At 69.9% G+C, this 26178-nt stretch carries 22 protein-coding genes; 14 read left to right on the forward strand and 8 right to left on the reverse strand.

Annotated features, from left to right (window positions below; genetic code table 11):
- Window positions 1-8 precede the first annotated feature (8 nt).
- The 3 genes from KF708C_RS12755 (at window position 9) to KF708C_RS12765 (ending at window position 2862) form a co-directional block, all read left to right on the forward strand.
- Window positions 9-989, forward strand: coding sequence for a Bug family tripartite tricarboxylate transporter substrate binding protein (locus KF708C_RS12755; RefSeq protein ID WP_020206081.1), 981 nt, complete (start codon window positions 9-11; stop codon window positions 987-989).
- A gap of 175 nt (window positions 990-1164) precedes the next feature.
- Window positions 1165-1626: a PaaI family thioesterase gene (locus tag KF708C_RS12760; RefSeq protein ID WP_020206080.1), complete on the forward strand. Its 462-nt coding sequence runs from the start codon at window positions 1165-1167 to the stop codon at window positions 1624-1626.
- 72 nt (window positions 1627-1698) lie between these two features.
- The gene (locus tag KF708C_RS12765) at window positions 1699-2862 is read left to right on the forward strand and encodes a CaiB/BaiF CoA transferase family protein (protein ID WP_029044257.1); all 1164 of its coding nucleotides are present in this window, start codon (window positions 1699-1701) and stop codon (window positions 2860-2862) included.
- 855 nt (window positions 2863-3717) lie between these two features.
- Here the strand turns inward: KF708C_RS12765 and KF708C_RS12770 are convergent.
- From KF708C_RS12770 to KF708C_RS12785, 4 genes are all read right to left on the reverse strand, one after another.
- A complete protein-coding gene (locus KF708C_RS12770) occupies window positions 3718-5442 on the reverse strand; it encodes a lactate permease LctP family transporter (protein WP_059412066.1) in 1725 nt (574 codons plus the stop codon).
- Between the two features lie 194 nt (window positions 5443-5636).
- A complete protein-coding gene (locus KF708C_RS12775; RefSeq protein ID WP_059412067.1) occupies window positions 5637-7115 on the reverse strand; it encodes a LutB/LldF family L-lactate oxidation iron-sulfur protein in 1479 nt (492 codons plus the stop codon).
- Entirely contained in the window at window positions 7112-7819 is a 708-nt protein-coding gene (locus tag KF708C_RS12780; protein ID WP_059412068.1) for a LutC/YkgG family protein, read from the reverse strand. The genes KF708C_RS12775 and KF708C_RS12780 overlap by 4 nt, the downstream gene beginning before the upstream one ends.
- On the reverse strand, window positions 7816-8607 hold the full coding sequence (locus tag KF708C_RS12785) for a (Fe-S)-binding protein (RefSeq protein WP_059412069.1): 792 nt from the start codon (window positions 8605-8607) through the stop codon (window positions 7816-7818). The genes KF708C_RS12780 and KF708C_RS12785 overlap by 4 nt, the downstream gene beginning before the upstream one ends.
- 168 nt (window positions 8608-8775) lie before the next feature.
- Between KF708C_RS12785 and KF708C_RS12790 the strand changes: the two genes are divergently transcribed.
- Entirely contained in the window at window positions 8776-9465 is a 690-nt protein-coding gene (locus tag KF708C_RS12790) for a FadR/GntR family transcriptional regulator (protein ID WP_059412285.1), read from the forward strand.
- Between the two features lie 44 nt (window positions 9466-9509).
- On the opposite strand, the gene KF708C_RS12795 is transcribed toward KF708C_RS12790, so the two are convergent.
- Complete coding sequence (locus KF708C_RS12795) at window positions 9510-10547, reverse strand: AI-2E family transporter (protein WP_029043473.1); 1038 nt, start codon at window positions 10545-10547, stop codon at window positions 9510-9512.
- A gap of 250 nt (window positions 10548-10797) precedes the next feature.
- Window positions 10798-11820 carry a helix-turn-helix domain-containing protein gene (locus tag KF708C_RS12800; RefSeq protein ID WP_063923008.1) on the reverse strand — a complete coding sequence of 341 codons (1023 nt, stop codon included), beginning with the start codon at window positions 11818-11820 and terminating at the stop codon, window positions 10798-10800.
- A 222-nt stretch (window positions 11821-12042) separates the two neighbouring features.
- Here KF708C_RS12800 and eat point away from each other — a divergent pair, with 222 nt between their 5' ends.
- The 6 genes from eat to KF708C_RS12830 all read left to right on the forward strand — a co-directional run bounded on the left by eat (window position 12043) and on the right by KF708C_RS12830 (window position 17811).
- Window positions 12043-13482, forward strand: coding sequence for an ethanolamine permease (gene eat / locus KF708C_RS12805; RefSeq protein WP_059412071.1), 1440 nt, complete (start codon window positions 12043-12045; stop codon window positions 13480-13482).
- A gap of 9 nt (window positions 13483-13491) precedes the next feature.
- Complete coding sequence (locus KF708C_RS12810; protein ID WP_059412072.1) at window positions 13492-14874, forward strand: ethanolamine ammonia-lyase subunit EutB; 1383 nt, start codon at window positions 13492-13494, stop codon at window positions 14872-14874.
- Window positions 14875-14884: 10 nt separating this feature from the next.
- Window positions 14885-15709 carry an ethanolamine ammonia-lyase subunit EutC gene (eutC, locus tag KF708C_RS12815; protein ID WP_059412073.1) on the forward strand — a complete coding sequence of 275 codons (825 nt, stop codon included), beginning with the start codon at window positions 14885-14887 and terminating at the stop codon, window positions 15707-15709.
- A gap of 94 nt (window positions 15710-15803) precedes the next feature.
- Window positions 15804-17099 (forward strand): haloacid dehalogenase-like hydrolase, encoded by a 1296-nt coding sequence (locus KF708C_RS12820; protein WP_059412074.1) that lies wholly within the window; start codon window positions 15804-15806, stop codon window positions 17097-17099.
- 106 nt (window positions 17100-17205) lie between these two features.
- Entirely contained in the window at window positions 17206-17484 is a 279-nt protein-coding gene (locus tag KF708C_RS12825) for a type II toxin-antitoxin system RelE/ParE family toxin (protein ID WP_059412075.1), read from the forward strand.
- Between the two features lie 12 nt (window positions 17485-17496).
- A complete protein-coding gene (locus KF708C_RS12830; protein ID WP_059412076.1) occupies window positions 17497-17811 on the forward strand; it encodes a HigA family addiction module antitoxin in 315 nt (104 codons plus the stop codon).
- A 20-nt stretch (window positions 17812-17831) separates the two neighbouring features.
- Here the strand turns inward: KF708C_RS12830 and KF708C_RS12835 are convergent, their stop codons facing one another.
- Both KF708C_RS12835 and pdxR read right to left on the reverse strand, forming a co-directional pair.
- Window positions 17832-19259, reverse strand: coding sequence for an FAD-binding oxidoreductase (locus KF708C_RS12835; RefSeq protein ID WP_059412077.1), 1428 nt, complete (start codon window positions 19257-19259; stop codon window positions 17832-17834).
- A 108-nt stretch (window positions 19260-19367) separates the two neighbouring features.
- Window positions 19368-20966, reverse strand: coding sequence for a MocR-like pyridoxine biosynthesis transcription factor PdxR (gene pdxR, locus KF708C_RS12840; RefSeq protein ID WP_029043475.1), 1599 nt, complete (start codon window positions 20964-20966; stop codon window positions 19368-19370).
- Window positions 20967-21144: 178 nt separating this feature from the next.
- Between pdxR and KF708C_RS12845 the strand changes: the two genes are divergently transcribed.
- The 4 genes from KF708C_RS12845 to KF708C_RS12860 all read left to right on the forward strand — a co-directional run bounded on the left by KF708C_RS12845 (window position 21145) and on the right by KF708C_RS12860 (window position 26177).
- Complete coding sequence (locus KF708C_RS12845; protein WP_059412078.1) at window positions 21145-22494, forward strand: ArgE/DapE family deacylase; 1350 nt, start codon at window positions 21145-21147, stop codon at window positions 22492-22494.
- A gap of 88 nt (window positions 22495-22582) precedes the next feature.
- A complete protein-coding gene (locus tag KF708C_RS12850; protein ID WP_020202431.1) occupies window positions 22583-24199 on the forward strand; it encodes an ABC transporter substrate-binding protein in 1617 nt (538 codons plus the stop codon).
- A gap of 137 nt (window positions 24200-24336) precedes the next feature.
- Entirely contained in the window at window positions 24337-25341 is a 1005-nt protein-coding gene (locus KF708C_RS12855) for an ABC transporter permease (RefSeq protein ID WP_020423742.1), read from the forward strand.
- The gene (locus tag KF708C_RS12860; RefSeq protein ID WP_020202433.1) at window positions 25338-26177 is read left to right on the forward strand and encodes an ABC transporter permease; all 840 of its coding nucleotides are present in this window, start codon (window positions 25338-25340) and stop codon (window positions 26175-26177) included. Before KF708C_RS12855 ends, KF708C_RS12860 begins: the two co-directional genes overlap by 4 nt.
- Window position 26178 lies beyond the last annotated feature (1 nt).

Raw genomic sequence — 26178 nt, forward strand, 5'->3', positions numbered from 1 at the left:
AGACCACCATGACCCTTTGGCAACGCCTTGCCGCCGTCGCCGCGTGCACCCTGTGCGTGGGCATCGCCCCCGCGCTGGCGCAGAAAGACTACCCCTCCAAGCCGATCATGATGATCGTGACCTACCCGCCCGGCGGCCCCACCGACGTGATGGCGCGCACGCTGGCCGCGGCGCTCAAGACCAGCCTCGGCCAGACCGTGGTGGTGGAGAACCGCGCCGGCGCCGGCGGCAACATCGGCGCCGAGGCGGTGGCGCGCGCCGAGCCGGACGGCTACACGCTGATGTTCGGCACCTCGGCCCCGCTGGCCATCAACGTCAGCCTCTACCGCAAGATCAACTACGACCCGGTCAAGAGCTTCGCCCCGGTGATCCAGATCGGGCAGCTGCCCAACGTGCTGGTGGTCAGCCCCACGGTGCCGGCCAGGACCGTGGGCGAACTGGTCGCCTACGGCAAGGCGCACCCGGGCGAGCTGACCTATGCCTCGTCCGGCAACGGCGCCTCCTCGCACCTCGCTGGCGTGCTGTTCAACAATCTGGCCGGCACCGACTTCCGCCACATCCCCTACAAGGGCACCGGCCCCGCGCTCAACGACCTGCTCGGCGGCCAGGTCAGCATGACCTTCACCGACGTGCTGACCGCGCTGCCGTTCATCAAGGGCGGCAAGGTGCGCGTGCTCGGCGTGACCACTAAAGGCCGCTCGCAGGCGCTGCCCGACGTGCCCACCGTGGCCGAGCAGGGCGTGCCCGGCTTCGACGTCTCGGTGTTCTTCGGCGTGGTGGCGCCGGCCGGCACGCCGCCGGCGGTCATCGCCAGGCTGAACCAGGCCTTCGCCGACGCGCTCAGGCAGCCCGAGGTGCGCAAGACGCTGCAGGCCCAGGGCCTGGAGTTCCCGCCGTCGACCACGCCCGAGCAGCTGGGCGGCTTCGTCAAGGCGGAAGTCGCCAAGTGGCGCGGCGTGGTGCAGAAATCGGGCGCGCAGCTCGACTGACGCGGACGGCCTGCCGCGCGATGCCGCCGATGGCCGATCATCGCGCAGCATTACGGCGGCAACCCGCGCCGGCCAGTCAGGGAAGGGCCAATCGGCGGTAGTATCGACCTCCGTCCGCCGGGCGCCGCGCTTGCGCCGCGGCGCGCCCCCTTCCTTTTTTCGTATCCGCAACGCCATGAACGATCTTCGCACCGCCACGCCCGCCAACGCGCCCGTCAACGAATTCGCCGGCGAGCCCCCCGGCACGCTGTTCGGCCTGACCATGCCGATGTCGCGCGTGTTCGGCCTGCGCGGCGTGCAGATCGACGCGCGCGAGGCGCGCGTGAGCATGCCCTACCACCCGGACCATACCAACAGCCGCGGCGAAGTCCACGGCGGCGCCATCGCCACGCTGCTCGACTGCGTGCTGTCGTGCGCCGCGCGCGGCCACGACCCGCGCAACTACGGCGTGGCCACCATCGACCTGACCGTGCACTTCACCGCGCCCGGCCGCGGCGAGCTGACCGGCATCGCCTGGTGCGAGCGGCGCGGCCGCGCGATGTGCTTCGCGCGCGGCGAGATCCGCAACGAGCAGGGCGAGCTGCTGGCGCTGGCCACCGGCACCTTCAAGCTGGTGGAGCGCGTGCCCGCCAAATAACCGGACACCGCCTCGCCGCGCCGCCGGCGAGGCCACTTCCCAAGCCATTCCCGCCATGAACGGAGCCCCCTGATGAGCCAATCCCCGAGCCAACCCCCTGCATCGCCCGGCGCGCTCGCCGGCATCCGCGTGGTCGATCTCTCGCGCATCCTCGGCGGTCCGTTCTGCGGACAGATCCTCGGCGACCACGGCGCCGACGTGCTCAAGATCGAGCCGCCGCAAGGCGACGACACGCGTACCTGGGGCCCCCCGTTCAAGGACGGCGTGGCCTCGTACTACTTCGGCCTCAATCGCAACAAGCGCGTGATGCGGCTGGACCTGACCACCGAGGCCGACCGCGAGGTGCTACTCGCCCTGCTGGCCGACGCCGACGTGCTGGTGGAGAACTTCAAGACCGGCACGCTGGAGAAATGGGGCCTGGGCTACGACGCGCTGTGCGCGCGCTTCCCGCGCCTGGTGCATTGCCGCGTGTCCGGCTTCGGCGCCGACGGCCCGCTCGGCGGCCTGCCCGGCTACGACGCCGCGATCCAGGCGATGGCCGGCATCATGAGCATCAACGGCGAAGCCGGCGGCGACCCGCTGCGCGTGGGTTTGCCGGTGGTGGACATGGTCACGGGCCTGAACGCCGCGCTCGGCGTGCTGCTGGCGCTGCAGGAACGCGAGCGCAGCGGCCGCGGCCAGTTCGTCGAGGCCGCGCTGTACGACTCGGGCCTGTCGCTGCTGCACCCGCATGCCGCCAACTGGTTCATGAACGGCAAGGAGCCGGCGCGCACCGGCAACGCGCACCCGAACATCTATCCCTACGACACCGTGGCCACCGCCACCGACCCGATCTTCCTCGCGGTTGGCAACGACCGCCAGTTCCGCATCCTGTGCGAGCACCTCGGCATCGCCGAATATGCCGACGACGAACGCTTCGCCACCGCGGGCGCGCGCTCGGTCAACCGCTCGGCGCTGAAGGTCGAGCTGGAGTCGCGCATGGCCAGGCTGGACGGCAAGGTCCTGGCCGACACGCTGGTAGCCGCCGGCGTGCCGTGCGCGCCGGTGCTGTCGGTGGCGGATGCCTTGCAGCATCCGCATACCGCGCACCGCGGGATGGTGGTGGAGATGGCGGGGGGGTATAAGGGGCTGGGGGCGCCTGTGAAGCTTAGCCGCACGCCGGCGACGTATCGGTTTGCGCCGTTGGCGGAAGGGGAGCGGTTTTTGCCGGTGGTGGCGGCGAATGATGGGGAATAAGGGGGTTTCTTTTTGGGGAATTTACGGTCAAAGGCTTTAAAGGATTAACTTCAAAGTCAAAGGCTTAAAGTCAAAGTCAAAGGCTTTCGCTCCTCCGGAGCGACCTACTTTCTTTTGTCCGAAAAGAAAGTAGGCCAAGAAAGCGGACTGCCTGGCCGGCAGGGGCAGAGCCGAACAGTGTTGCTTGGGTTGGTGGTTTCGTGGTGGGGTTTGTGGTTCTGCTGGGATTCTGCCGGTACCGGTTTTGGCGGCCACTGTCTCTCGGGTGGTGTTCGATTCGTGGTGGCGCTGCATGATGGCGGAGGCCCAGGCCCTTCGGGCTGCTGCCGCGACCGGGGCGGATGGGTGCGGCATAGGGGCGGTGCTGGATTCGTGGTGGGCGCGGTGGCCCCGGTTTGAACCCGGTGCGGGATCTTGAGATGTGCCAGCGGGGAGCCCTCAGCGCTTACCGAAACCCAACACACCCGCGCGGGGTCCACCACGCCCACCGCGAAACCACGAGGATGCTATGTCGTGGCGGCTCGAACTGGTAACGGCAGATGCCCGAACCAGCAGTGCACTCGCCACCATAGGTCTGACCCCGAAACCCATACCGCCAGCCAGATCGTGGCCGCTCGCACCGGTAACGGCAGCAGGCCAGCAGAACCACCGCCCCCACCACGAAACCACCAACCCTAGAAACCCCAACGTTTCTGCCCCTGCCGGCCAGGCAGCCCGCTTTCTTTGCCTACTTTCTTTTCGGGGAAAAGAAAGTAGGTCGCTCCGGGGGAGCGAAAGCCTTTGACTTTAAGCTTTTGAATTTGACTTTGAAGTTAAAACCTTCGACTTTAAAGTCGAAAACTAAAATACCAAAAACTACGACACCATCCCCGTCAAAACATAAGCCTGCACCATCGTAATCCCCCCCACGATCACCGCGAACAGCAGGCTGTGCTTCACCGTGAAGCGGAACAGCTCCGACTCCTTGCCCACCAGCCCGGTGGCCGCGCAGGCCACCGCGATCGACTGCGGGGAGATCATCTTGCCGGTCACGCCGCCCGTGGTGTTGGCCGCCACCAGCAGCGTGTCGGACACGCCGATCTGGTGCGCGGTGGTGCTCTGCAACGAGCAGAACAGCGCGTTGGACGAGGTGTCCGAGCCGGTCAGGAACACGCCCAGCCAGCCCAGGAACGGCGAGAAGAACGGGAACGCGGCGCCGGTGCCGGCCAGCAGCAGCGCCAGCGTGGAGGACATGCCCGAATAGTTGGCGACGAACGCGAAGGCCAGCACCAGCCCGATCGACAGGATCGGGCGGCGCAGTTCCGCCACGGTCTCGCCGAAGGTGGCCAGCGCGTCGCGCGGTTTCATGCGCAGCAGCACGGCGGAGATCAGCGCGGTCAGCAGGATGGCGGTGCCCACGGCGGACAGCAGGTCGAGCTTCAGTACCGCCTCGTAGGCCTTGGGCTGCGCCACGATGGGCGCGGCCTTGATGACCAGCTGGTCCAGCGCCGGCACCTTGAACTTGAGCACCGATCCGGCCAGCGCGCCGTTGCCGGCGAACAGCGCCTTGAACGACGGCAGGCTCCACACCGTGACGATGGCCGTCAGGATGCCGAACGGCGCCCACGCGCGCAGCGTCTGCGCGGTGGTGTAGGGCGAGGCGCGGCGGTTGTCGCCCGCCACCTTGCCGAGGCCGCCCGCGGCCAGCCCGCCGCCCACGCGCGCCAGCGCCGCCGCGCCGCCGCCGCCCACGGCCACCGCGCCGCCGGCGCGCTGGCTGGCACTGCGCGGCTGCCAGACCTTCAGGAACAGCGTCAGCGAGATCAGGCTCACCAGCGCCGAGGTGATGTCCGGCAGTTCCGGCCCGATGTGGTTGGAGGTGAAGTACTGCGTCACCGAGAAGCTGGCGCCCGTCACCAGCGCCGCCGGCCAGGTCTCCTTCACGCCGCGCTTGCCGTCCATGATGAACACCAGCCAGAACGGCACCGCCAGCGACAGCAGCGGCAGTTGCCGGCCCGCCATCGCGCCGATGCGCATGGCGTCGATGCCCGTTACCTGCCCCGCCACGATGATGGGGATGCCCATCGCGCCGAACGCCACCGGCGCGGTGTTGGCGATCAGGCACAGCCCCGCCGCGTAGAGCGGGTTGAAGCCCAGCCCGACCAGCAGCGCCGCGGTGATCGCCACCGGCGCGCCGAAGCCCGCCGCACCTTCGAGGAAGGCGCCGAACGCGAAGCCGATCAGCAGCATCTGCAGGCGCTGGTCGTCGGTGATGGCCAGCACCGAGGCGCGGACGATGTCGAACTGCCCGGTCTTGACCACGATCTTGTAGAGGAACACCGCGGTCACGATGATCCACGCGATCGGCCACAGGCCGTAGGCAAAGCCGAACCCGGCCGCGGCCAGCGCCTGCGGCACCGGCATGCCGTAGGCCAGCACGGCCACGCCCAGCGCCAGCAGCAGCGTGATCGCCGCGGCCACGTGGCCCTTCATGCGCAGCACGGCCAGCGCGAGAAAAAAGAACAGGATGGGCAGCGCAGCCGCGAGCGCGGACAGCCACAAGCTGCCCAGCGGCGTGTAGATCTGGGTCCAGGGTTGCATGGTCGGGTCTCCTCCGATGGATGCGTTTGAAATGAACTTGAAGGGGGCGCCTTCTTGCGTGGTTTTGGTTTGTGTTTTGTGTTTTTCTTGTGGGCTTGTGGGCTGCAGGAGCGGTCCCGTCGCTGCGGGTTTGCTCCCCTCTCCCACTGCGTGGGAGAGGGGAGCAAACCGAGGGCAGGCCCAAAAGGCCGCGCCTACTCCGCCTGCCCCCGCTCGCGCAGCAGGTCCGACAGGCTGCGCGGCGCCGGCGTCAGCGGCGCGCGGTGCCTGGTCCAGCCCAGTTGCCGCGACGGCGCGAACGCGCGCAGCCGCGTCGCGGCCCAGCGGAACACGCGGTACGTGAACGGATGCGCGAACGCGCCGCTCCAGAAGCGCCACACCAGGTGCTCGCTGCGGCTGAACTTCGCGCCCTGGCCGCGCAGCGGGTGCGCGACCTGCTCGGCGGGATCGCGGTTGGCCTCGGTGCGCAGGCGGATCAGCAGTTGCGGGATCGGGATGCGCACCGGGCACACCTCGCCGCACGCGCCGCACAGGCTCGACGCGGTGGCCAGGTCGGCGGTGGCTTCGAGCCCCAGCAGGTGCGGCGAGATGATCTTGCCGATCGGCCCCGGGTAGGTGGTCCCGTAGGCATGGCCGCCGATGCGCGTGTACACCGGGCAGTGGTTCATGCACGCGCCGCAGCGGATGCATTGCAGGGTGGCGCGCAGCTGCTCGTCGGCGTAGGCCTGGCTGCGGCCGTTGTCGAGCAGCACGAGGTGGACCTCGCGCGGGCCGTCGCGCTCGCCGCGGCCGGCGTTGCGCGGGCCGGAGATCAGGTTGAAGTAGGTGGTGATGGCCTGGCCGGTGGCCGAGCGCGTCAGCAGGCTGGCCAGCGGCACGATGTGCTCGAGCTTGGCCACCACCTTCTCCATGCCCATGATGGCGATGTGCACGTCCGGCACGGTGGTGGAGAGGCGGCCGTTGCCCTCGTTCTCCACCAGCCACAGCGTGCCGGTGTCGGCGGCGGCGAAGTTCACGCCGGACAGGCCGATGTCGGCCTCGACGAAGGCCTGGCGCAGCGCGCGGCGGCCGGTCTGGATCAGCTCGTCCACGTCCTCGGTGTAGGGCGTGTCGGGGATGTGCCGCTCGAACAGCGCGGCGATGTCGCCGCGCGTCTTGTGGATGGCCGGCATCACGATGTGCGAGGGCTTCTCGCCGGCGAGCTGCACGATGTACTCGCCCATGTCGGACTCGATGCAGTCGATGCCGCGCTCGGCCAGGTAGTGGTTGAGCTCGATTTCCTCGCTGGCCATCGACTTGCCCTTGATCACGCGGCGCGCGCGGTGCGCCTGCGCGATGCCGTGGACGATGGCGTTGGCCTGCTCCGCGGTCTCGGCCCAGTGCACCTGCACGCCGGCCGCGGTGAGCTTGTCTTCCAGTTGCGCCAGCAGGTCCGGCAGGCGCGAGAGCGCATGCTGGCGGATCGCCTCGCCGAGGTCGCGCAACTGTTCGAGCTCGTCGCCGTCGGGGAACTGCACGGCGCGCTTGGCCTGCAGGAAGTCCATCGCGCCGCGGAAGCTGCTGCGCAGCTTGGGGTCGTCCAGCGCGGCGCGCGCGCGCGCCTTGAAGTCGGCCGCGGGGACGAAGTGCAGCGGGGCGGCGGCGGGTGCGCCGGAGGTGGCGTGCGTGCTCATCGTGCGTCTGCGCTGGCGGTGCGCGTCACGATGACCACCCACAGCGCGCGCGGGCCGTGCGCGCCGTAGGCCAGCGTCTGCTGGATGTCGGAGGTCTTGGACGGGCCGGACACCAGCACCAGGTTGGTCGGCATGCCGTCGCGCCAGCGCTCGGCGCGCGCGGCGGCGTGCAGGTCCGCGTGCAGGGTGTCGGCGTACACCAGCGCCACGTGCAGCGGCGGCACCAGCGAGACCGTGCGCGGCGTGCGCGCGTCCGGCGCCAGGATCAGCGTGCCGGTGGCGGCGATGCCGGAGCGCGCCACGGTGAAGCCGGCGTCCACGGTGTCGAACAGTTCGGCCTTCCAGTCCTCGATGGGGCGGTCGTAGGCGAGCGCGGCCACGCCGGCGGGCAGCGCCTGCGCCAGCGCCGCGCCTTCCGCGCCGGCCGGGTCCAGCAGCAGGCGGCGCACGCCGGCGGCGGCGAGCCTGTGGGCCAGTTGCGCCGGCCAGGCGTCGCCGCTCGCGCACCAGACCTGCGTGTGCGCGGCGTCCAGCGCGGCCTGCATGGCCTGCGCCAGGCCGGCCGGCGTGGCCGGCGCGCGGCGGTTGTCGAAATGCGCGTCGATGCGCGCGTCCAGCGCGTCGACGGCGGCGGTGGTGGCGGCGGCCGGCGCGGCGGCGCGCAGGCGGCCCAGCATGCGCTCGCGTGCGGAGAGTGCGCTCATGCCGGCTCTCCGTTGCCGCCGGTGCGCCGCCACAGGAAGCTGGCCAGGTGCTCCACCGGCAGCGGCGCGCCCTGGTGCCGCGCGGCGTGGCCGATGTTGAGCAGGCAGCCGCAGTCAGCGGAGACCAGCCGGTCGCAGCCGGTGGCGCAGGCCGAGGCGATCTTGTCCTGCACCATCGCGCCGGAGATGTCGGGATGCTTGAGCGAGAAGGTGCCGCCGAAGCCGCAGCATTCGGATTCGCGCGCGTGCTCGGCGCGCGTCACGCCGGGCAGCGCGTCGACCAGGGCCACGCCGTGCTGGCGCGTGCCCATTTCGCGGCGCGCCGCGCACGAGGTGTGCAGCACCACGGTTTCGTCGGGCTGGGCGGACACGGTGGCGTCGAAGCGCACCTTCAGCACGTGCAGCAGGAATTCGCTCAGCTCGTAGACGCGCTCGGCCAGCGCGCGTGCCTTGGGGCCGGCCACCGGGTCGTCGGCGAACAGCAGCGGCCAGTGGTGGCGCATCATGCCGGCGCACGAGCCGGAAGGCACGACGACCGGCCACGGCTCGGCGAACAGGTCGAGCTGCGCCAGCGCCACCTTGCGCGCCTGCTCCGGGTTGCCGCTGCTGTAGGCCGGCTGGCCGCAGCAGCTTTGCCCGCGCGGGAAATGCACGGTCAGGCCTTCGCGCTCGAGCAGGCGCACCGCGTCCAGGCCGGCTTGCGGCACGAACAGGTCGACCAGGCAGGTGGCGAACAGGTAGGCCTGCGCCGGGGCGGCGGCGGCGGGGGGATAGCGCCTTGGATTCATGTCTCGCTCCGTGGGGGGCGGTCGCCTGGCCATCAGGTCCGCCACTGTTTGGCGCATAATTCCGCGAGACGCGCCGCAGTTCAAATTGGTTGGACCAGCGACGGACGGGATGACACGGGGACGAGGATGGCGGGGGGCATGCAGGCGCGCGGGCGCGTGGAACAGGTCATGCGGAAAATGGAGACGGCGCTGCTCGACGGCACCTGGCCGGCCGGCACCCGGCTGCCCGCCGAACGGCTGCTCGCCGCGCAATACGGCGTGGCCCGCAACACCATCCGCGAGGCCATCCAGCGCCTCGGCGCGCGCGGCCTGCTGCAGAGCCGCCGCGGCGCCGGCGTGTTCGTCACCGAGCAGCTGCGCGCGGGCATCGCCTCGCCGTGGCGGCAACTGGTGGCCGACCACCCGGTGCTGCGCGACGACATCCTGGAGTTTCGCCGCGTGCTCGAAGGCGCCACCGCCTACTTCGCCGCGCTGCGCGCCGATCCGGCCGACCTCAAGCGCATCCGCGCGCTGCTGCGCGCGCTGGAGACCTCGCGCGAGCGGGACGACAAGGCCGCCGAGGCCGAGGCCGACGCGAAGCTGCACGAAGCCATCGCCCAGGCCTCGCACAACACCATGTTCCTGCACCTGCACACCAGCGTGATCGGCATGCTGCGCGAACACATCACCATCAACGGCACCGGCCTGCGCGTGCAGGACGAGGGCGCCTCGGCGCTATTGCTGCTGCAGCACCGCACGCTGTGCGAAGCCATCCTCGCGCGCCGCCCGGAGGAGGCGCGCACGGCCATGCAGACGCATATCGATTTCGTGCGCAGCCGGGTGGAGGTGGAAGCGGAAGGCGGGCCGGCGGGGCCTTGACCGGCGCCGGCGGCCGGATTGGTCCGACCTGGCGCGCGCCGGCCTCAGATCAGCTCTTTCGCCGCCAGTTCGCGCTTGAGATAGGCATAGAAGATCGGTCCGGCGATCACGCCGGCGATGCCGTAGACCGACTCCATCAGCAGCATCACCGTCAGCAGCTCCCACGCGGCGGCGTTGATGCGCGCGCCGATGATGCGCGCGTTGAGGAAGTATTCGAGCTTGTGGATCACCACCAGGTAGACCAGCGAGGCGACCGCGATCGGCAGCGAGATCGACAGCGACGCCACCACGATGCCCGCGTTCGAGATCAGGTTGCCCAGCACCGGCAGCAGCCCCACCAGGAAGGTCAGCGCCACCAGCGTCTTGGTCAGCGGCAGGTGCACGCCGCACAGCGGCAGCACCACCAGCAGGTAGATCGCGGTCAGCACGGTGTTGATCAGCGAGATCTTGATCTGGGCGAAGATGAACTGCGCGAAGGCCCGCTGCAGGTTGCGCGCGCGCTCCACCAGCGCGGCGGCCAGCGGCCTGCGGTTGGGCTTGGCGATGGCGCGGTACAGCGCCACCATCGCGCCGATCACCAGTCCGATCAGGATATGCGCCAGCGTGCGCAGCACCTCCGCGCCGAACTTCTGCGCCATCTGCGCGTGCTCGCGCAGCCACGCGATCAGCGCGTTGGCCAGCTCGTCCACGCCGCGCGGCAGCGCGTCGCTGACCCAGCCCGGCAACTGCGCGCGCGATTTGTCGATGATGTCGGCGGAGCGGATCAGCAGCGTGTCCAGCCGGTTGCCGTCGCCGCCGACGAAGCGGATCAGCGCCCAGCCGCCGAGCGTCAGCACCAGCAGCGTGATGGCGGACAGCAGCGCCACGGCCAGTGCGTCATGCTTCTGGTGCAGGCCGGCGAGCCTCGGCGCCAGCACGTCCACCAGCGAATACAGCAGCAGCCCGGCCAGCAGCGCCGCGACCAGGTTGGCCTGCATCACCACCCACAGGGCCAGGGCGGTGAGGACGTAGGCGGCCAGGCCGACGTTGAACCACGCTGCCTCCGGCAAGCGGGGCAGGCGTGGCGGATCGGGTTGATTCATCGAGACTCCTGCATGGACGGCCGCCCCACGCTGGCGGCCGGCATCTGTGGATGGTACGGCGCTCGATTGTCGGTCCCGCAGGCGGCTAAGGCAAGCGCGCCCGCGCGCGCAAAGGCGGGCGCGGCGGCGGGCCGGGCAATTTCCGGGGCAGCGGCGCGGCGGGAAGATGCAGGAGGAGGTGGGAAGAGGGCAGGAAGCGGGCAGGAAGCGGCGGGGGAAGGGCGCCGGGGAGCGGCCGGCGGGCGCGGGCCTAGTTCGCGCCGCCGCGCAGCGCCGCCGAAGGCAGCTCGCCGAACATGCGGCGGTAGTCCTGGGCGAACTGCGAGAGATGGTGGAAGCCCCAGGCCGCGGCCACGTCGGAGACGGTGCGCTGTCCGGCGCCGGCGCGCAGGTCGCGGCGCACGCCGTTCAGGCGCAGCGCGCGCAGGTAGGCCGCCGGCGACATGCCGGCCACGTCCTCGAAGCAGTATTGCAGCGCGCGGCGGCTCAGGTGGAAGTGCCGGCACAGGTCGGGCACGGCGATGGGGTCCGCGGCGTGGGCCAGCAGGTAGTCGCGGATGCGCTGCACGGTGCGCTGGCGGTTGATGTGCGTGATGGTGGGGCGCGCGGCGCTGTCGTTCGCGGCCATCAGCAGGGTGACGAGGCTGCCCAGCAGGCGCTCCTGCAGGTCGCCGCAGGCCTGGGCGGCCTCGCTGGCGTCGGCGGTGGCGAGGCCGTCCGGCGGGGCGTGGCGCGCGGCCTCGGACAGGATCTCCAGCAGCGCGCGGCACAGCCGGGCGCGCGCCCACGGCTGCACCGACAGCACCGCGCGCTGGCCGAGCACGCTGGCGGGGTCGCGGTGTTCCACCTCGTCCATGTAGCGCGCCAGTTCCTCGGCCCGCACCACGATGCCGAAGATGCCGAAATCCTCGGGCGTGCGCAGCTCGAATTCCGTGCCGCCGGGCCGCACCGCGATGTCGGTATGCGCGATGGCGGTGCCGCCCACGGTGGCCGGCGCCTGCGCGGAGGGCAGCGGCACGCCGAACCAGATCGCATCGGGCCAGGCCATGCAGGACTGGCGCAGGCTGCGGTTGGTGCGCTCGACGAACACCTGCGCATGCGGCAGCCACAGTTCGCGCACCTCGCCGGCGAAGGCGCCCGGCGATAGCTGGTCGTAGGTCTGGTTCCAGCGCGACAGGTTGGCGGCGTGCTCGTCGGCGTCGCGCGCGGCGGTGACGCGGAAGGTGGCGAGGGCTGCGGGCGGGATATCGCGGGTGGCGCGGGTGGTGTTCATGGCGAAGATTTGGGTACGCAGGACGATCCTGAACGTTGCAAGTTCCATTCCACCGGGGGTGCCGCGCCTGCCGGCCGCCGCATGCCACATCCGCGATGGTGCCGATTCGCAATGGTGCCGATTTTCGATAACGCTGCCCGCGCGCTTTTGGCGATGATGCCGGAAACGCCGCGGCCGGGGCAACGATCCGTCGCCGGCACACCGTCCGGAGAAACCCTAGCCATGTCCAGCCAGCCCCCGCATCCGCCGTCCCCGGCCAGCCCCTCGCACCCGGCCGGCGGCGGCACGCTCACCCGGACGCTCGGCACCGTGCAGCTGTGGGGCATCGCCGTGGGGCTGGTGATCTCGGGCGAATACTTCGGCTGGAGCTTCGGCTGGGCCAGCGCCGGCACGCTGGGCTTCATGGTCACGGCGCTGGCGGTGGCCACCATGTACGCCACCTTCATCTTCAGCTTCACCGAGCTGACCACCAGCATCCCGCACGCGGGCGGGCCGTTCGCCTATGCCTACCGCGCATTCGGCCCCGGCGCCGGCTACCTCGCCGGGCTGGCCACGCTGATCGAGTTCGTGTTCGCGCCGCCGGCCATCGCGCTGGCCATCGGCGCCTACCTCAATGTGCAGTTCCCGGGGCTCGATCCCAAGCATGCCGCGGTCGGCGCCTATATTGTGTTCATGGGCCTCAACATCATCGGCGTGCGCATTGCCGCCACCTTCGAGCTGGTGGTGACGCTGTTCGCCATCTTCGAGCTGCTGGTCTTCATGGGCGTGGTGGCGCCGGGCTTCTCGGTGGCCAATTTCGCCCGCGGCGGCTGGGCCGGGCAGGACGGCTTCTCGCTGGCGGCGGTGCCCGGCATGTTCGCCGCGATCCCGTTCGCGATCTGGTTCTTCCTCGCCATCGAGGGCGTGGCGATGGCGGCGGAAGAGGCGCGCGACCCGCGCCGCTCGATCCCGATCGCCTACACCACCGGCATCCTCACGCTGCTGGCGCTGGCCGTGGGCGTGATGGTGTTCGCCGGCGGCGCCGGCGACTGGACCCGGCTGGCCAACATCAACGACCCGCTGCCGCAGGCCATGAAGATGATCGTGGGCGAGCACTCGGGCTGGCTGCACATGCTGGTGTGGCTGGGCCTGTTCGGGCTGGTGGCGTCGTTCCACGGCATCATCCTGGGCTACTCGCGGCAGATCTTCGCGCTGGCGCGCGCCGGCTTCCTGCCGGGCTGGCTGGCGCGCGTGCACCCGCGCTTCGCCACGCCGCACCGCGCCGTGCTGGCCGGCGGCGTGGTGGGCATCCTCGCCATCTACAGCGACGGCCTGATCGTCATCGGCGGCCAGCCGCTGACCGCCAACATCGTCACCATGTCGGTGTTCGGCGCGCTCACCATGTACCTGTTCAGCATGGCCAGCCTGTTCCGCCTGCGCCGCAGCGCGCCGGACATGGCGCGGCCCTGGCGCACGCCGTGCTATCCGGTCTTCCCGCTCGTCGCGCTGGCCGGCGCGCTGGTCTCGCTCGGCGCGATGGTCTGGTTCAACCCGCTGATCGCGCTGCTGTATGCCGGCGTGCTGGCCGTGGGCTACGCGCACTACCACTGGCGCGCGCGCCACCAGGTGGCGCACGGCGACCTCGCCGGCGGCGCGCCCGCGCAGGTGCCCGCCGCGGACTGAGATACCGTCATGGCCTTCACCCACACCGTCGGCGCGCGCCGCCACCTGTTCGCCGACCTCAAGACGCTGCTGGCCAAGGCCAGCCCGGCGCGCTCGGGCGACTGCCTGGCCGGCGTGGCCGCCGCCAGCGAGGAGGAGCGCATGGCCGCGCGCATGGCGCTGGCCGAGGTGCCGCTCGCGCATTTCCTGCGCGAAGCGCTGGTGCCGTATGAGGACGACGAGGTCACGCGCCTGATCCTCGACCGGCACGACCGCGAGGCCTTCCGCGAGATCGCCGCGCTGACCGTGGGTGACTTCCGCAACTGGCTGCTGCTGCACGAGACCGACAGCGCCACCCTGGCGCGCGTGGCGCCCGGCATCACGCCAGAGATGGCGGCGGCGGCGAGCAAGCTCATGCGCAACCAGGACCTGGTGGCGGTGGCGCGCAAGTGTCGCGTGGTCACGCGCTTTCGCAACACCATCGGCCTGCCCGGCCGGCTCTCGGTGCGGCTGCAGCCCAACCACCCGACCGACGATCCCAAGGGCATCGCCGCCTCGATGATCGACGGCCTGCTGTACGGCTGCGGCGACGCCACCATCGGCATCAACCCGGCCACCGACAACCTCGGCGCCATCGTCACGCTGCTGCGCCTGATCGACGACCTGCGCTGCCGCTACGACGTGCCCACGCAGTCGTGCGTGCTGACCCACGTCACCAACACCGTGCGCGCCATCGAGCAGGGCGCGCCGGTGGACCTGGTGTTCCAGTCGGTGGCCGGCAGCGAGCGCGCCAACGCCGGCTTCGGCATCGGCCTGGCGCTGCTGGCCGAGGCGCACGACGCGGCGCAGAGCCTGGCGCGCGGCACCGTGGGCAACAACGTGATGTATTTCGAGACCGGGCAGGGCAGCGCGCTGTCCGCCAACGCGCACCACGGCGTGGACCAGCAGACGATGGAGGCGCGCGCCTACGCGGTGGCGCGCGAGTTCTCGCCGCTGCTGGTCAACACCGTGGTGGGCTTCATCGGCCCCGAGTACCTGTACGACGGCAAGCAGATCATCCGCGCCGGGCTGGAAGACCATTTCTGCGGCAAGCTGCTGGGCGTGCCGATGGGCTGCGACGTCTGCTACACCAACCACGCCGAGGCCGACCAGGACGACATGGACACGCTGCTGACGCTGTTCGGCGTGGCCGGCATCAACTTCATCATGGGCGTGCCCGGCGCCGACGACATCATGCTGAACTACCAGAGCACCTCGTTCCACGACGCGCTCTACCTGCGCGACACGCTCGGCCTGCGGCCCGCGCCGGAGTTCGAGGACTGGCTGCGGCGCATGGGCATCCTCGGCGACGACGGCCGCCTGCTGGAGCCGGGCGAGCGGCAGCCGCTGCTGCAGCTGGCGCACGGACTGTGAGCCGCCCGCCATGTCCCGCAAGCTGACCCAGCCCAACCCGTGGCAGCGCCTGCGCCAGTTCACCGCGGCGCGCATCGCGCTGGGCCGCGCCGGCAACAGCCAGACCACCGAGACCGTGCTCGCCTTCGGCCTGGCCCACGCGCAGGCGCGCGACGCCGTGCACCTGCCGCTGGCGCGCGCCGACATCGAGCAGGCGCTGGCCGCGGCCGGCTTCGCCAGCGTGCCCGCGCACAGCGCCGCGGCGGACCGCCAGCACTACCTGCGCCGGCCCGACCTGGGCCGCCGCCTCGACGACGACAGCCGCGCGCGGCTGGCGCAGGCGCGCCCCGTCGAGGCGCCCGACGTGGTGTTCGTGATCGCCGACGGCCTCTCCGCGCTGGCCGCCGGGCGCCACGGCGTGCCGCTGCTGCTGGCCGCGCGCGCGCGCCTGCCGGGCTGGTCCATCGGTCCGGTGGTGGTGGCCGAGCAGGCGCGCGTGGCGCTCGGCGACGAGGCCGGCCACCTGCTCGGCGCGCGCCAGGTGGTGATGCTGATCGGCGAGCGGCCGGGGCTGAGCTCGCCGGACAGCCTCGGCATCTATCTCACCCACGCGCCGCGCCCGGGCCGCAGCGACGCCGAGCGCAACTGCATCTCCAACGTGCGTCCCGAAGGGCTGCCCTACGCGCAGGCGGCGGACAAGCTCGCCTTCCTGCTGCGCGGCGCGCTGGCGCTCGGGCGCAGCGGCGTGGACCTGAAGGACGACAGCGGCGAGGTTGCGCTGCCGCCCTCTCCGCCAGACATCGCGCCGGACATCGCGCCAGACGCCGCGCCGGACGCCTTGCCCGCATCCGAGTGAACCCCCGCCCGACCAAGCCGCCGGCTCCGGCCGGCCGGCTTCGTGACGCCTTTTTTCCCGCTGCACCCACGACAACGAAAACGAGGAAATCGCCATGAAGCAAAAGCAAAAGAGCCTGCTGATCGCAACCCTGCTGGCCGCCGCGCTCGCCGCGGGCGGCTGCGCCACGCAAGACCCGCGCGCCGGCGCTCCCGCCGCGCAGAGCGCGGTGCAGCCGCTGGCGCAAGGCAGGTGGGACGCCTTCAACCGCGCCCGCATCGACGCGCTGATCGCCGCCCACGGCAAGGGCAGCCCCGGCTACGACGCGCGCAAGCCGCCCTACGCGGTGTTCGACTGGGACAACACCAGCATCTTCCTCGACATCGAAGAGGCGGTGCTGGTGTACCAGTTGCAGAACCTGCGCTTCGGCGCCACGCCGCAGCAGCTCGACACCGCCATCCGCCTGAACATCCCGCACAAGGCGTTCAACGCGCCGTTCAACAACGCCGCCGGCCAGCCGGTCGACATCGACAAGGTGGCGCCCGACATCATCGAGAGCTACACCTGGCTGTACCGGAACTACAGCGGCCTGAAGGGCAGCCAGTCGCTCGAGCAGGTCAAGGCCAGCCCGCACTACCAGAACTTCGTCGCCAAGATGCGCTACCTGTACGAAGCCATCGGCGACAGCTTCGACCACGCCGTGGCCTATCCGTGGGTGACCTACCACTTCGCCGGCATGACCGAGGCGCAGGTGCGCAGCCTGACCGCCGACACCGTCGCCTGGCAGCTCGGGCAGCCGATCGAGAAGGTCAGGTGGACCAGCCCCGCCGCGCTGCCCGGCCGCGCCGGCGTGGTCTCGGTGAGCTGGAAGAACGGCCTGCGGCTGGTGCCCGAGATGCAGGACCTCTACGCCCGCATGCGCGCGGCCGGCTTCGACGTCTGGGTGTGCTCGGCCTCGTTCGTCGACGTGGTCAAGGAGATTTCGTCCAATCCCGCCTACGGCTACAACAATCCCGCCGACCGCGTGCTGGCGATGGAGCTCGAGCGCGACGCGCAAGGCGTGATCCAGCCCGAGTTCCGCCGCGGCTACGCGCAGACGCAGGGCAAGGGCAAGACGCAGACCATCGAGCGCTTCCTGGTGTCGCGCTACGGCTACGGCCCGGTCTTCGTCGCCGGCGACAGCGAGGGCGACCAGAACATGATGCAGGACTTCGCCGACACCCGCGCCGTGCTGATCGTCAACCGCCTGCGCGCCAGCGACATCGGCAAGCTCTCCGGCGTGGCGGTGCAGACCTACGGCAAGGCGGATGCGAAGTACCTGCTGCAAGGCCGCGACGACAACGCCGGCGTGTTCGTGGCGTCGCAGGCGCATACGCCGCTGGGGGCGAAGGAAGGGAAGTTGCTGAAGTAGCGTTCCCCGACTTCGGCAGCGTGCTTCGTTCTCCACACGGGCCGCGCGAATTCGCGGCCCGCTTTTCTCTTATACCGTTTATCGGTAAGCGATATATAATTCCGCCATGATCCAGTCGTTCAAATGCGCAGACACGGCGGCGCTGTTCACCGGCCGGCGGGTACCCAGGTTCGCGAACATCAAGGCAGCGGCGGAACGCAAGCTGGAGATGCTGGCCGCTGCCGCTTCGCTCGACTTCCTGCGCTCGCCGCCCGGCAACCGGCTCGAAATGCTGGGCGGGCGCCGCAAGGGGCAGCACAGCATCCGCATCAACGATCAGTGGCGCGTCTGTTTTGTCTGGACGCCCGATGGCCCGGAGGCCGTCGAGATCGTGGACTATCACTGAAAGGAAATCATCATGGCCCGCTTCCAGAACGGCATGCGTCCGGTCCATCCGGGCGAGATCTTGCGCGAGGAGTTTCTCGTCCCGTTCGGCATGAGCGCCAACGCACTCGCCGTGGCGCTGCACGTCACCCCGGCGCGCATCAACGATATCGTGCGCGAGCGCCGCGGCATCACCCCCGACACTGCCCTGCGGCTGGCACAGTACTTCGGCGGCGATGCGGAATCCTGGCTCAATCTGCAGCAGTCCTATGACCTGAAGATCGCCCGGCGCGAACATGGCGGGGAGATCACGAGCGAGATTGCGCCACGCGATCTCGAACCGGTCTGACTGCGTGCCTGTCTCCGCTTTCACCCCAGATCGAACACTCGCCCCGGACTCAGAATCCCGTTCGGGTCCAGCGACCGCTTCAGCAGCCGCATCAGCGCCAGTTCCTCGGGCGAGCGCGAGCAGTGCAGGTAGGGCTTCTTGTGGAAGCCGACGCCGTGCTCGGCCGAGATGCTGCCGTGGAAATCCCGCACCACGCCGTAGGCCAGGTCGGTGATGTCGTGCTCGGGGAAGTCCGCGGCGTCCATGCCGGGCAGGCGCACGCCGAAGTGCAGGTTGCTGTCGCCGACGTGGCCGAAGTGCATCATCTCGGCGCCGGGCCACGCGGCCAGCACGCGCGCGCGCAGCGTCTCGGCGAACTCGCCGATGCGCCCGATCGGCACGCTGACGTCGAAGCCCACGCTGGGCGTCCACATGGTCGGGAACTCGGCCACCGCGTCGCGCAGCAGCCAGAAGCTCGCGGCTTCCTTGTGGCTGGCGGCGACCGCCGCGTCCTGGATCAGGCCCGCCTCCAGCGCCGACTCCAGCATGGCCTCGAAGACCGGCGCGTCCTGCGCGCTGTCGTTGCCCTGCAGGTCGAGCAGCACGTAGAACGGATGGCCGGCGGGCAGCGGCGCGCGCACGCCGGCCACGCGCGTGGTGACGAGCGCGTAGAAATCGGCCCACATCACTTCGAACGCGCTGAGGCGGCCCGAGAGCGCGCGCTGGGCATGGCGCAGCAGACGCACCACGTCCTCGTAGCCCGCGAGCGCGCACAGCGCGGTCTGGGTGGCGGCCGGCAGTGGCGCGAGGCGCAGCACCGCGCGCGTGATCACGCCGAGCGTGCCTTCGCTGCCGATGAAGAGCTGGCGCACGTCGTAGCCGGCATTGTTCTTCTGCATCTTGTTGAGCGAGGACACCACGGTGCCGTCGGCCAGCACCGCCTCCAGCCCCAGCACCTGGTCGCGCATCATGCCGTAGCGGATCACGCGGTTGCCGCCGGCGTTGGTGGCGATGTTGCCGCCGATCTGGCAACTGCCGCGCGCGCCGAGGTCCACCGCCAGCAGCCAGCCGGCTTCGCGCGCGGCGTCCTGCGCGGCCTGCAGCGTGGTGCCGGCCAGCACGGTCATGGTGCCGGCCTGCGCGTCGATCTCCTCCACGCCGCGCATGCGCTCGAGCGACAGCACCACCTCGCCGCCCTGCGGCGTGGCCGCGCCGGCCAGCCCGGTGAGCCCGCCCTGCGGCACCACCGGCTGGCCCAGGCGGTTGCACAGCGCCAGCACGGCGGCGACTTCGGCGGTGCCGCGCGGGCGCGCCACGGCCAGCGGCGGCGCGCCCAGCGGCGCGTACCAGTCCTTGCGGAAGCGCGTCTCGATGGCGTCGCCGGCCTGCAGGCCGGGGCCGTCCAGCAGGGCTGCCAGCGCCCCGAGGATGGCGCCGGGCGCCTTGCGTGCGGGATCGGAGTCGGTCATGTCGGCCTGATGGCGATGCGAAAGCCGCAATACTAGGCCACGGCCGCAAGCAGCGGGAAGGGCCAATCGCCGCCCCCGGCATGGCGCCACGGCAGCACGCGGGCCGCGCTACGCCCCGCTCCACGCCTCCTGGTTGATCGCCGCGGCGGCCGCGCGGCGCGGCGCCTGCGTGCGCGCGAGGTGTTCCAGCGCGGGCTCGATCACCTCGGCGAGCTTGTGGAAGGCCGGCGCGATCTGGTCGTCCGGCACGCAGGCGTAGCCCAGCAGCAGGCCCTGGCTGGCGGCCCGGGCCGGGTCGGCGAAGTAGCGCGACAGCGGCCGCGTGGTCAGGCCCTGCGTGCGCGCCGCCATGCTGATGCCGAGGTCGTCGGCGCCGGGCGGCAGGTGCAGCACCATGTGCAGGCCGGCCTCGTGCGTGGAGGTCGGCCAGTCCGCGCCCAGGCGCGCGGCGATGGCCTCGCGCAGCAGGCCCTGGCGCTGCGCGTAGCGCTGGCGCACGCGGCGGATGTGGGTGGCGTAGTGGCCTTCCTCGATGAAGTCGGCCAGCACCGCCTGCTGCATCAGCTGGCCCTCGCGGAACAGCTCCGACAGCCCCGTGGCGAAATGCGGCGCGAGCGGCTTGGGCAGCACCATGAAGCCCATGCGCAGCCCCGGGAACAGCGTCTTGGAGAAGGTGCCCATGTAGATCACGCGGTCGTGCTCGTCCAGGCCCTGCAGCGAGGCCAGCGGCCGGCCCTCGAAGCGGAATTCGCTGTCGTAGTCGTCCTCCACGATCCACGCGCCGCGCTGGCGCGCGTATTCGAGCAGCATGCGCCGGCGCGACAGGCTCATCACCATGCCGAGCGGATACTGGTGCGACGGCGTGGCGAAGATGAAGCGCGGCGGGTTCTGCAGCGTGGCCGCGTCGGGCGCGATGCCCTCGCCGTCCACCGGCACCGGGATGGTCTCGATGCCGGCGCTGTTGAGCAGGCTGCGCGTGCCCCAGTAGCCGGGGTCTTCCATCCACGCCTTGTCGCCGGGGTCGCCGAGCAGCCGCGCGATCAGGTCGATGGCCTGGTGGATGCCGGTGGTCAGGATGATCTGCTCGGGCTCGCAGCGCACCGAGCGCACCAGCCGCAGGTGCTCGGCCAGCACCCGGCGCAGCGGCATGTAGCCGCCGTTGTGCGCATACGTCAGCAGTTCGGGCTTGGGCGCGCGCCAGTGCTTGTTGAGCAGGCGTGCCCAGACAGCGTGCGGAAACAGCGAAACGTCGGGCACGCCCGCGACGAACGCGCCCCATTGCCGGTCCGATGCACCGGAATGCGACACCAGGTGCTGGCCGCGCCGCGACAGCGTGAAGCGGTTCGGGTTTTGCTGCGCTGCGGGCACAGTGATGGTGCCACTTTGCGCCCTAACGTTGTGCAATGCACTATGGTCGGGAAAACTCTGCGACACGAAGGTGCCACTTCCGCTCGATGCGGTGACGTAACCCTCCGCCAGGAGCTGTTCGTAGGCATACAGCACGGTGTTGCGCGAGACCCCGACCTCCTTCGCCAGGAGCCGCGACGCGGGCAGCTTGCTACCCGCAACCAAAGACCCAGCAAGGATTTCCTGCCGAATGATCTCGTAGAGCTGGCGGTTCATATGCGCGCCGTTCTTGTCTTCCGCACCATCGGCGGGCCTTTCCAGACGCTGCAGCAGCAGCTCCGACAAAATGGTCTCTTTCAAAGTGGCACCGGCTAAAAAGCGAAACATGGACCTACCGATGGTACCAATGATCGGCTAACTTTCGATACATCTTGTTGGGTTCGTCGTTTTTTTGAACGACGTCTTGCCGATTCGGCTGATTCGATCCCCCTCCGGAAGCGCCCCCCTCGCGCATGCCGGGCCAGTCAGTGGAGCCACCATGCAACGTCCCGCCGGCAGTGCCGCGATTGCCGCCACGCCAGATCTTCCCGCGCTCACAACCGATGCCATCGCCGCCGCCGTGCGCGCGCTCGAGCCGTACATGGTGCGCACGCTGTCGGATTTCGTGGCGGCGCCCAGCCCGTCGGGCCAGGAGCAGCCCGCCGTGGCCTTCATGGAAGGCGCGCTGTGCGAGCTCGGCCTGGCGTCCGAGCACATCTACCTGCGCAGCGAAGCGCTCAAGGACCTGCCGCTGTTCTCGCCGCCGTGCTGCCCCGACGGCGGCCGCTACAACCTGCTGGCCACGCACCGGCCCGCGGCGAAGGGCGGGCGCTCGGTGCTGTTCAACGGCCACCTCGACGTGGTGCCGACCGGCCCCGAGTCGATGTGGCGCCAGTCGCCGTATGCGCCGTTCGTCGAGGACGGCTGGCTGTTCGGCCGCGGCGCGGGCGACATGAAGGCCGGCATCGTCTGCACGCTGGCCGCGTTCAAGGCGCTCAAGGACCTCGGCGTGCAGCCCGCCGGCGCGGTCGGCTTCAACTCCGTGCTTGAGGAGGAGAACACCGGCAACGGCGCGCTGGCCACGGTGGCCGCGCTGCGCAGCGCGGTCGGCGCGGGCAAGCTGGCCTCGTTCGACACCGTGGTGATTCCCGAGCCGTTCGGCGAAACCCTGATGAGCGCGCAGATGGGCGTGTTCTGGATGTTCGTCGATCTCACCGGCCACCCGGCGCATGCCGCCTACATGTCCAGCGGCGTGAACCCGGTCGAGGCCGCCATCGAGGTGATCGCCGACCTGCGCCGCCTCGAGGCCGAGTGGAACCTGCCGCAGAACCGGCCCGCCGCGTACCGCGACCACGCGCACCCGGTCAATTTCAACATCGGCCAGATCCAGGGCGGCGAGTGGAATTCCTCGGTGCCGTGCACCTGCACGCTGGGCGTGCGCATCGGCTTCTTCCCGGACATGGACGTCAACGACGCCAAGGCGCGCGTGGCGGACTGCGTGCGCGCCACGCTCGCGCGCCTGGCCAGCAACCTGCAGCTCGGCATCCGCTACGAGGGTTTCCACGCGCCGGGCTGCGAGTTCGACCTGGAGGTGGCCAGCATGCAGACGCTCGCGGCCGCGCACCGGAAAACCACCGGCGAGCCCGTGCGGCACGAAGCCTCCACCGCCACCACCGACGCGCGCCATTTCCGCATGATGCTGGACACGCCCGTGACCTGCTACGGGCCGGTGGCGCGCAACATCCACGGCATCGACGAGTCGGTCTCCATCGAGAGCATGGTGCGCGTGGCCACCACGCTCGCGCAGTTCATGCACGACTGGTGCGGCGTCGAGCCCGCCGCCGCCTGAGCCACCACGCAGTCACCGCAGCCGCAGCAATCGTCTTTCGTACCTTCCGTATCCGCAGAGCACGATCACTACCACAGGAAACTGACCGATGAAATCCTTCACCCAACACCTGAAAAAGAGCTTTGGCAAAAGCCTGGTGTCGATGGCGCTGGCCAGCGCCGGCCTGGCCCTGGCGCCGGTGCTGCTGCCCGCGGGCAGCGCCGCCGCGCAGACCGTGGGCGGCACCTTGTCCGGCATCGTCCAGCCCGAGCCGCCGATCCTGGTGAGCGCGATGAACTCGCAGGCGCCCACGCAGTACATCGCCGGCAAGATCTACCAGGGCCTGCTGACCTACGGCCCGGACCTCAAGCCGCGCCCCGAGCTGGCCAAGTCGTGGAAGATCTCGCCGGACGGCCTGACCTACACCTTCGAGCTGCAGCAGGGCGTGAAGTGGCATGACGGCAAGCCGTTCACCTCGGCCGACGTGGTGTTCTCGATCGACAAGATGCTGCGCGAGGTGCACGTGCGCACGCGCGCCGTGATCAACAAGTACATGGACTCGATCCGCGCGGTCAACGACAGCACCGTGGAGATCAAGCTCAAGGAGCCGTTCCCGCCGTTCATCTCGATGTTCGAGACCGGCACCATGCCGATGATGCCCAAGCACATCTACGACGGCACCGACTACCGCAACAACCCGGCCAACCAGAAGCCCATCGGCACCGGCCCCTTCATGTTCAAGGAATGGAAGAAGGGCGCCTACATCAAGCTGGCCAAGAACCCCAACTACTGGAAGAAGGGCAAGCCCTACCTGGACGAGCTGGTGTTCTACGTGATCCCGGACTCGGCCTCGCGCGCGGTGGCCTTCGAGAAGGGCGACGTGCAGGTGCTGCGCGGCGGCGACGTCGACAACGTGGACGTCAAGCGCCTGCGCGCGCTGCCCAACGTGGAATACACCACCAAGGGCTGGGAGATGTTCGCGCCGATGTCCACGATGCTGATGAACGAGCGCAAGCCGCCGTTCAACAACATCAAGGTGCGCCAGGCGGTGATGCACGCGCTCAACCGCAAGCTGATCGTCGACAACATCTTCTTCGGCATGGGCAAGCCGGCGGTGAGCCCGTTCTCCTCGAGCACGCTGTTCTTCGACAAGAACATGCCGGCCTATGACTTCAACCTGAAGAAGGCGCGCGACCTGATCAAGGAGTCCGGCGTCAACGTCGGCCAGTACCCGGTCAAGATCCTGTCGACCTCCTACGGCGCCAACTGGGACCGCCTCGACGAGTACGCCAAGCAGATGCTCGAGCAGCTCGGCTTCAAGGTCAGCATCGAGTCGGCCGATGCCGGCACGTGGTCCAGCCGCGTGAGCAACTGGGACTTCGACCTGACCGTCACCTACACCTACCAGTACGGCGATCCGGCGCTGGGCGTGGAGCGGCTCTACGTGACCAAGAACATCGTCAAGGGCACGCCGTTCGCCAACGTGCAGGGCTACAGCAACCCGCAGGCCGATGCGCTGTGGGCCCAGGCCGGCGTCGCGCTGGACGCGGGCGAGCGCCAGAAGCTGTACAGCGAGGTGCAGAAGATCCTGGTGACGGAAGTGGCCGCCGGCAACCTGTTCGAGCTGGAGTTCCCCACGCTGTACCGCAAGAACGTCAAGAACCTCGTGACCACCGCGATCGGGCTGAACGAGTCGTTCGACAACGTTTCCATCGAGAAGAACTGAGTCGTGCGTGACGGGCGCGCGCGGGTTCCGCTGCGGAACCCGCGCGCGCACCGGGCCGCTCCCGCGCGTGCGGGGCGGCGCAGCAATGCGGGCGCGATGGCGCCCGGACCCAGCTTTTGCCCCGCGTGGAGCATGCCGTGAATTTCCTCTCTTTCCTGTTGTCCCGCCTGTGGAAGGCCCTCGTGGTCGTGCTCGGCGTGGTCATCATCAACTTCTTCCTGATCCGCATGGCGCCGGGCGACCCCGCCACCGTCATGGCGGGCGAGGCCGGCGCCGGCGATGCCGCCTTCGTCGGGCAGCTGCGCCAGCAGTTCGGGCTGGACCAGCCGGTGCTCACGCAGCTCGGCATCTATCTCAAGGGCGTGGCCAGGCTCGACCTCGGCTACTCGTACCGCAACCACCTGCCGGTGCTGGACCTGATCCTGGACCGCCTGCCGGCCACCATCGTGCTGATGAGCGGCGCGTTCGTGTTCTCGCTCGTACTCGGCGTGCTGCTGGGCGTGATCTCGGCGCGCACGCGCTACGAGAACAAGCGCCGCTGGGTCGACAGCGCGGTGATGAGCGGCGCGCTGCTGCTGTACGCCACGCCGCTGTTCTGGCTGTCGCTGATGGCCATCATCCTGTTCTCGGTGGTGCTGGGCTGGCTGCCCGCGTTCGGCATGGAGACCATCGGCGCCGGCTACACGGGCCTGGCGCGCGTGCAGGACGTGGCGCTGCACATGGTGCTGCCGACCATCTCGCTGGGCTGCTTCTTCATGGCGGTGTACGTGCGCCTCACGCGCGCCTCGATGCTGGAAGTGATGGGCATGGACTTCGTCAAGACCGCGCGCGCCAAGGGCGTGCCGGCCGGGCGCGTGATCCGCGTGCACGTGCTGCGCAACGCGCTGCTGCCGGTGATCACGTTCGCCGGCATCCAGCTCGGCCAGATGGCCGGCGGCGCGGTGCTGACCGAGACCGTGTTCTCGTGGCCCGGCATCGGCCGCCTGATGTTCGACGCGCTGCTGCAGCGCGACTACCAGCTGCTGCTCGGCATCTTCTTCGTGACCTCGGCGCTGGTGGTGTTCTTCAACCTGGTGACGGACATCGTCTACCGCTTCATCGACCCCCGCATCGCGGTGGGCGGCAAGGGAGCCACGGCATGAAAGCCTTCGCCCGACGTTATGCGCGCAACTACGGCGCGGTGATCGGCCTGCTGGTGCTGCTGGCCGTGGTGGCGGTGGCGCTGCTCGCGCCCGTGCTGTACGAGGACTCGCCGTGGCTGATGGTGGGCGAGCCGCTGGTGCACCCGTTCGCCGACGCCGCCTATCCGTTCGGCACCGACATGCTGGGCCGCGACATCACCGCCGGCATGCTGTACGGCGCGCGCGTCTCGCTGCTGGTGGGCGTGATCTCCACCGGTGTGGCGCTGGTGTTCGGCATCCTGATCGGCTCGGTGGCCGGCTACTGCGGCGGCCGCGTGGACGACGCGCTGATGCGCTTCACCGAGTTCTTCCAGACCATCCCGCAACTGGCGATGGCGGTGGTGATCGTGGCCATCTTCAACCCGACCATCTACTCCATCGTGGCGGCCATCTCGGTGGTCTCCTGGCCGCCGGTGGCGCGCCTGGTGCGCGGCGAGTTCCTCACGCTCAAGCAGCGCGAGTTCGTGCAGGCCGCGGTGGTGATCGGGCAGAAGCCGCTGCGCATCATCCTCACGCAGATCCTGCCCAACGCCATGTCGCCGATCATCGTGTCGGCCTCGTTCATGGTGGCCACGGCGATCCTGACCGAGTCGGCGCTGTCCTTCCTGGGCCTGGGCGACCGCAACATGATGAGCTGGGGCTTCATGATCGGCGCGGCCCGCACCATGATCCGCGAAGCCTGGTGGATGAGCGTGTGGCCGGGCGTGGCGATCCTGCTCACGGTGCTGTCCATCAACCTGATCGGCGAAGGCCTGAACGACGCCATGAACCCCCAACTGCGCCGCCGCGGCGAGTGAG

Source organism: Cupriavidus basilensis, assembly GCF_000876015.1.
In the GTDB taxonomy this organism is placed as follows: Bacteria; Pseudomonadota; Gammaproteobacteria; order Burkholderiales; family Burkholderiaceae; genus Cupriavidus; species Cupriavidus basilensis_B.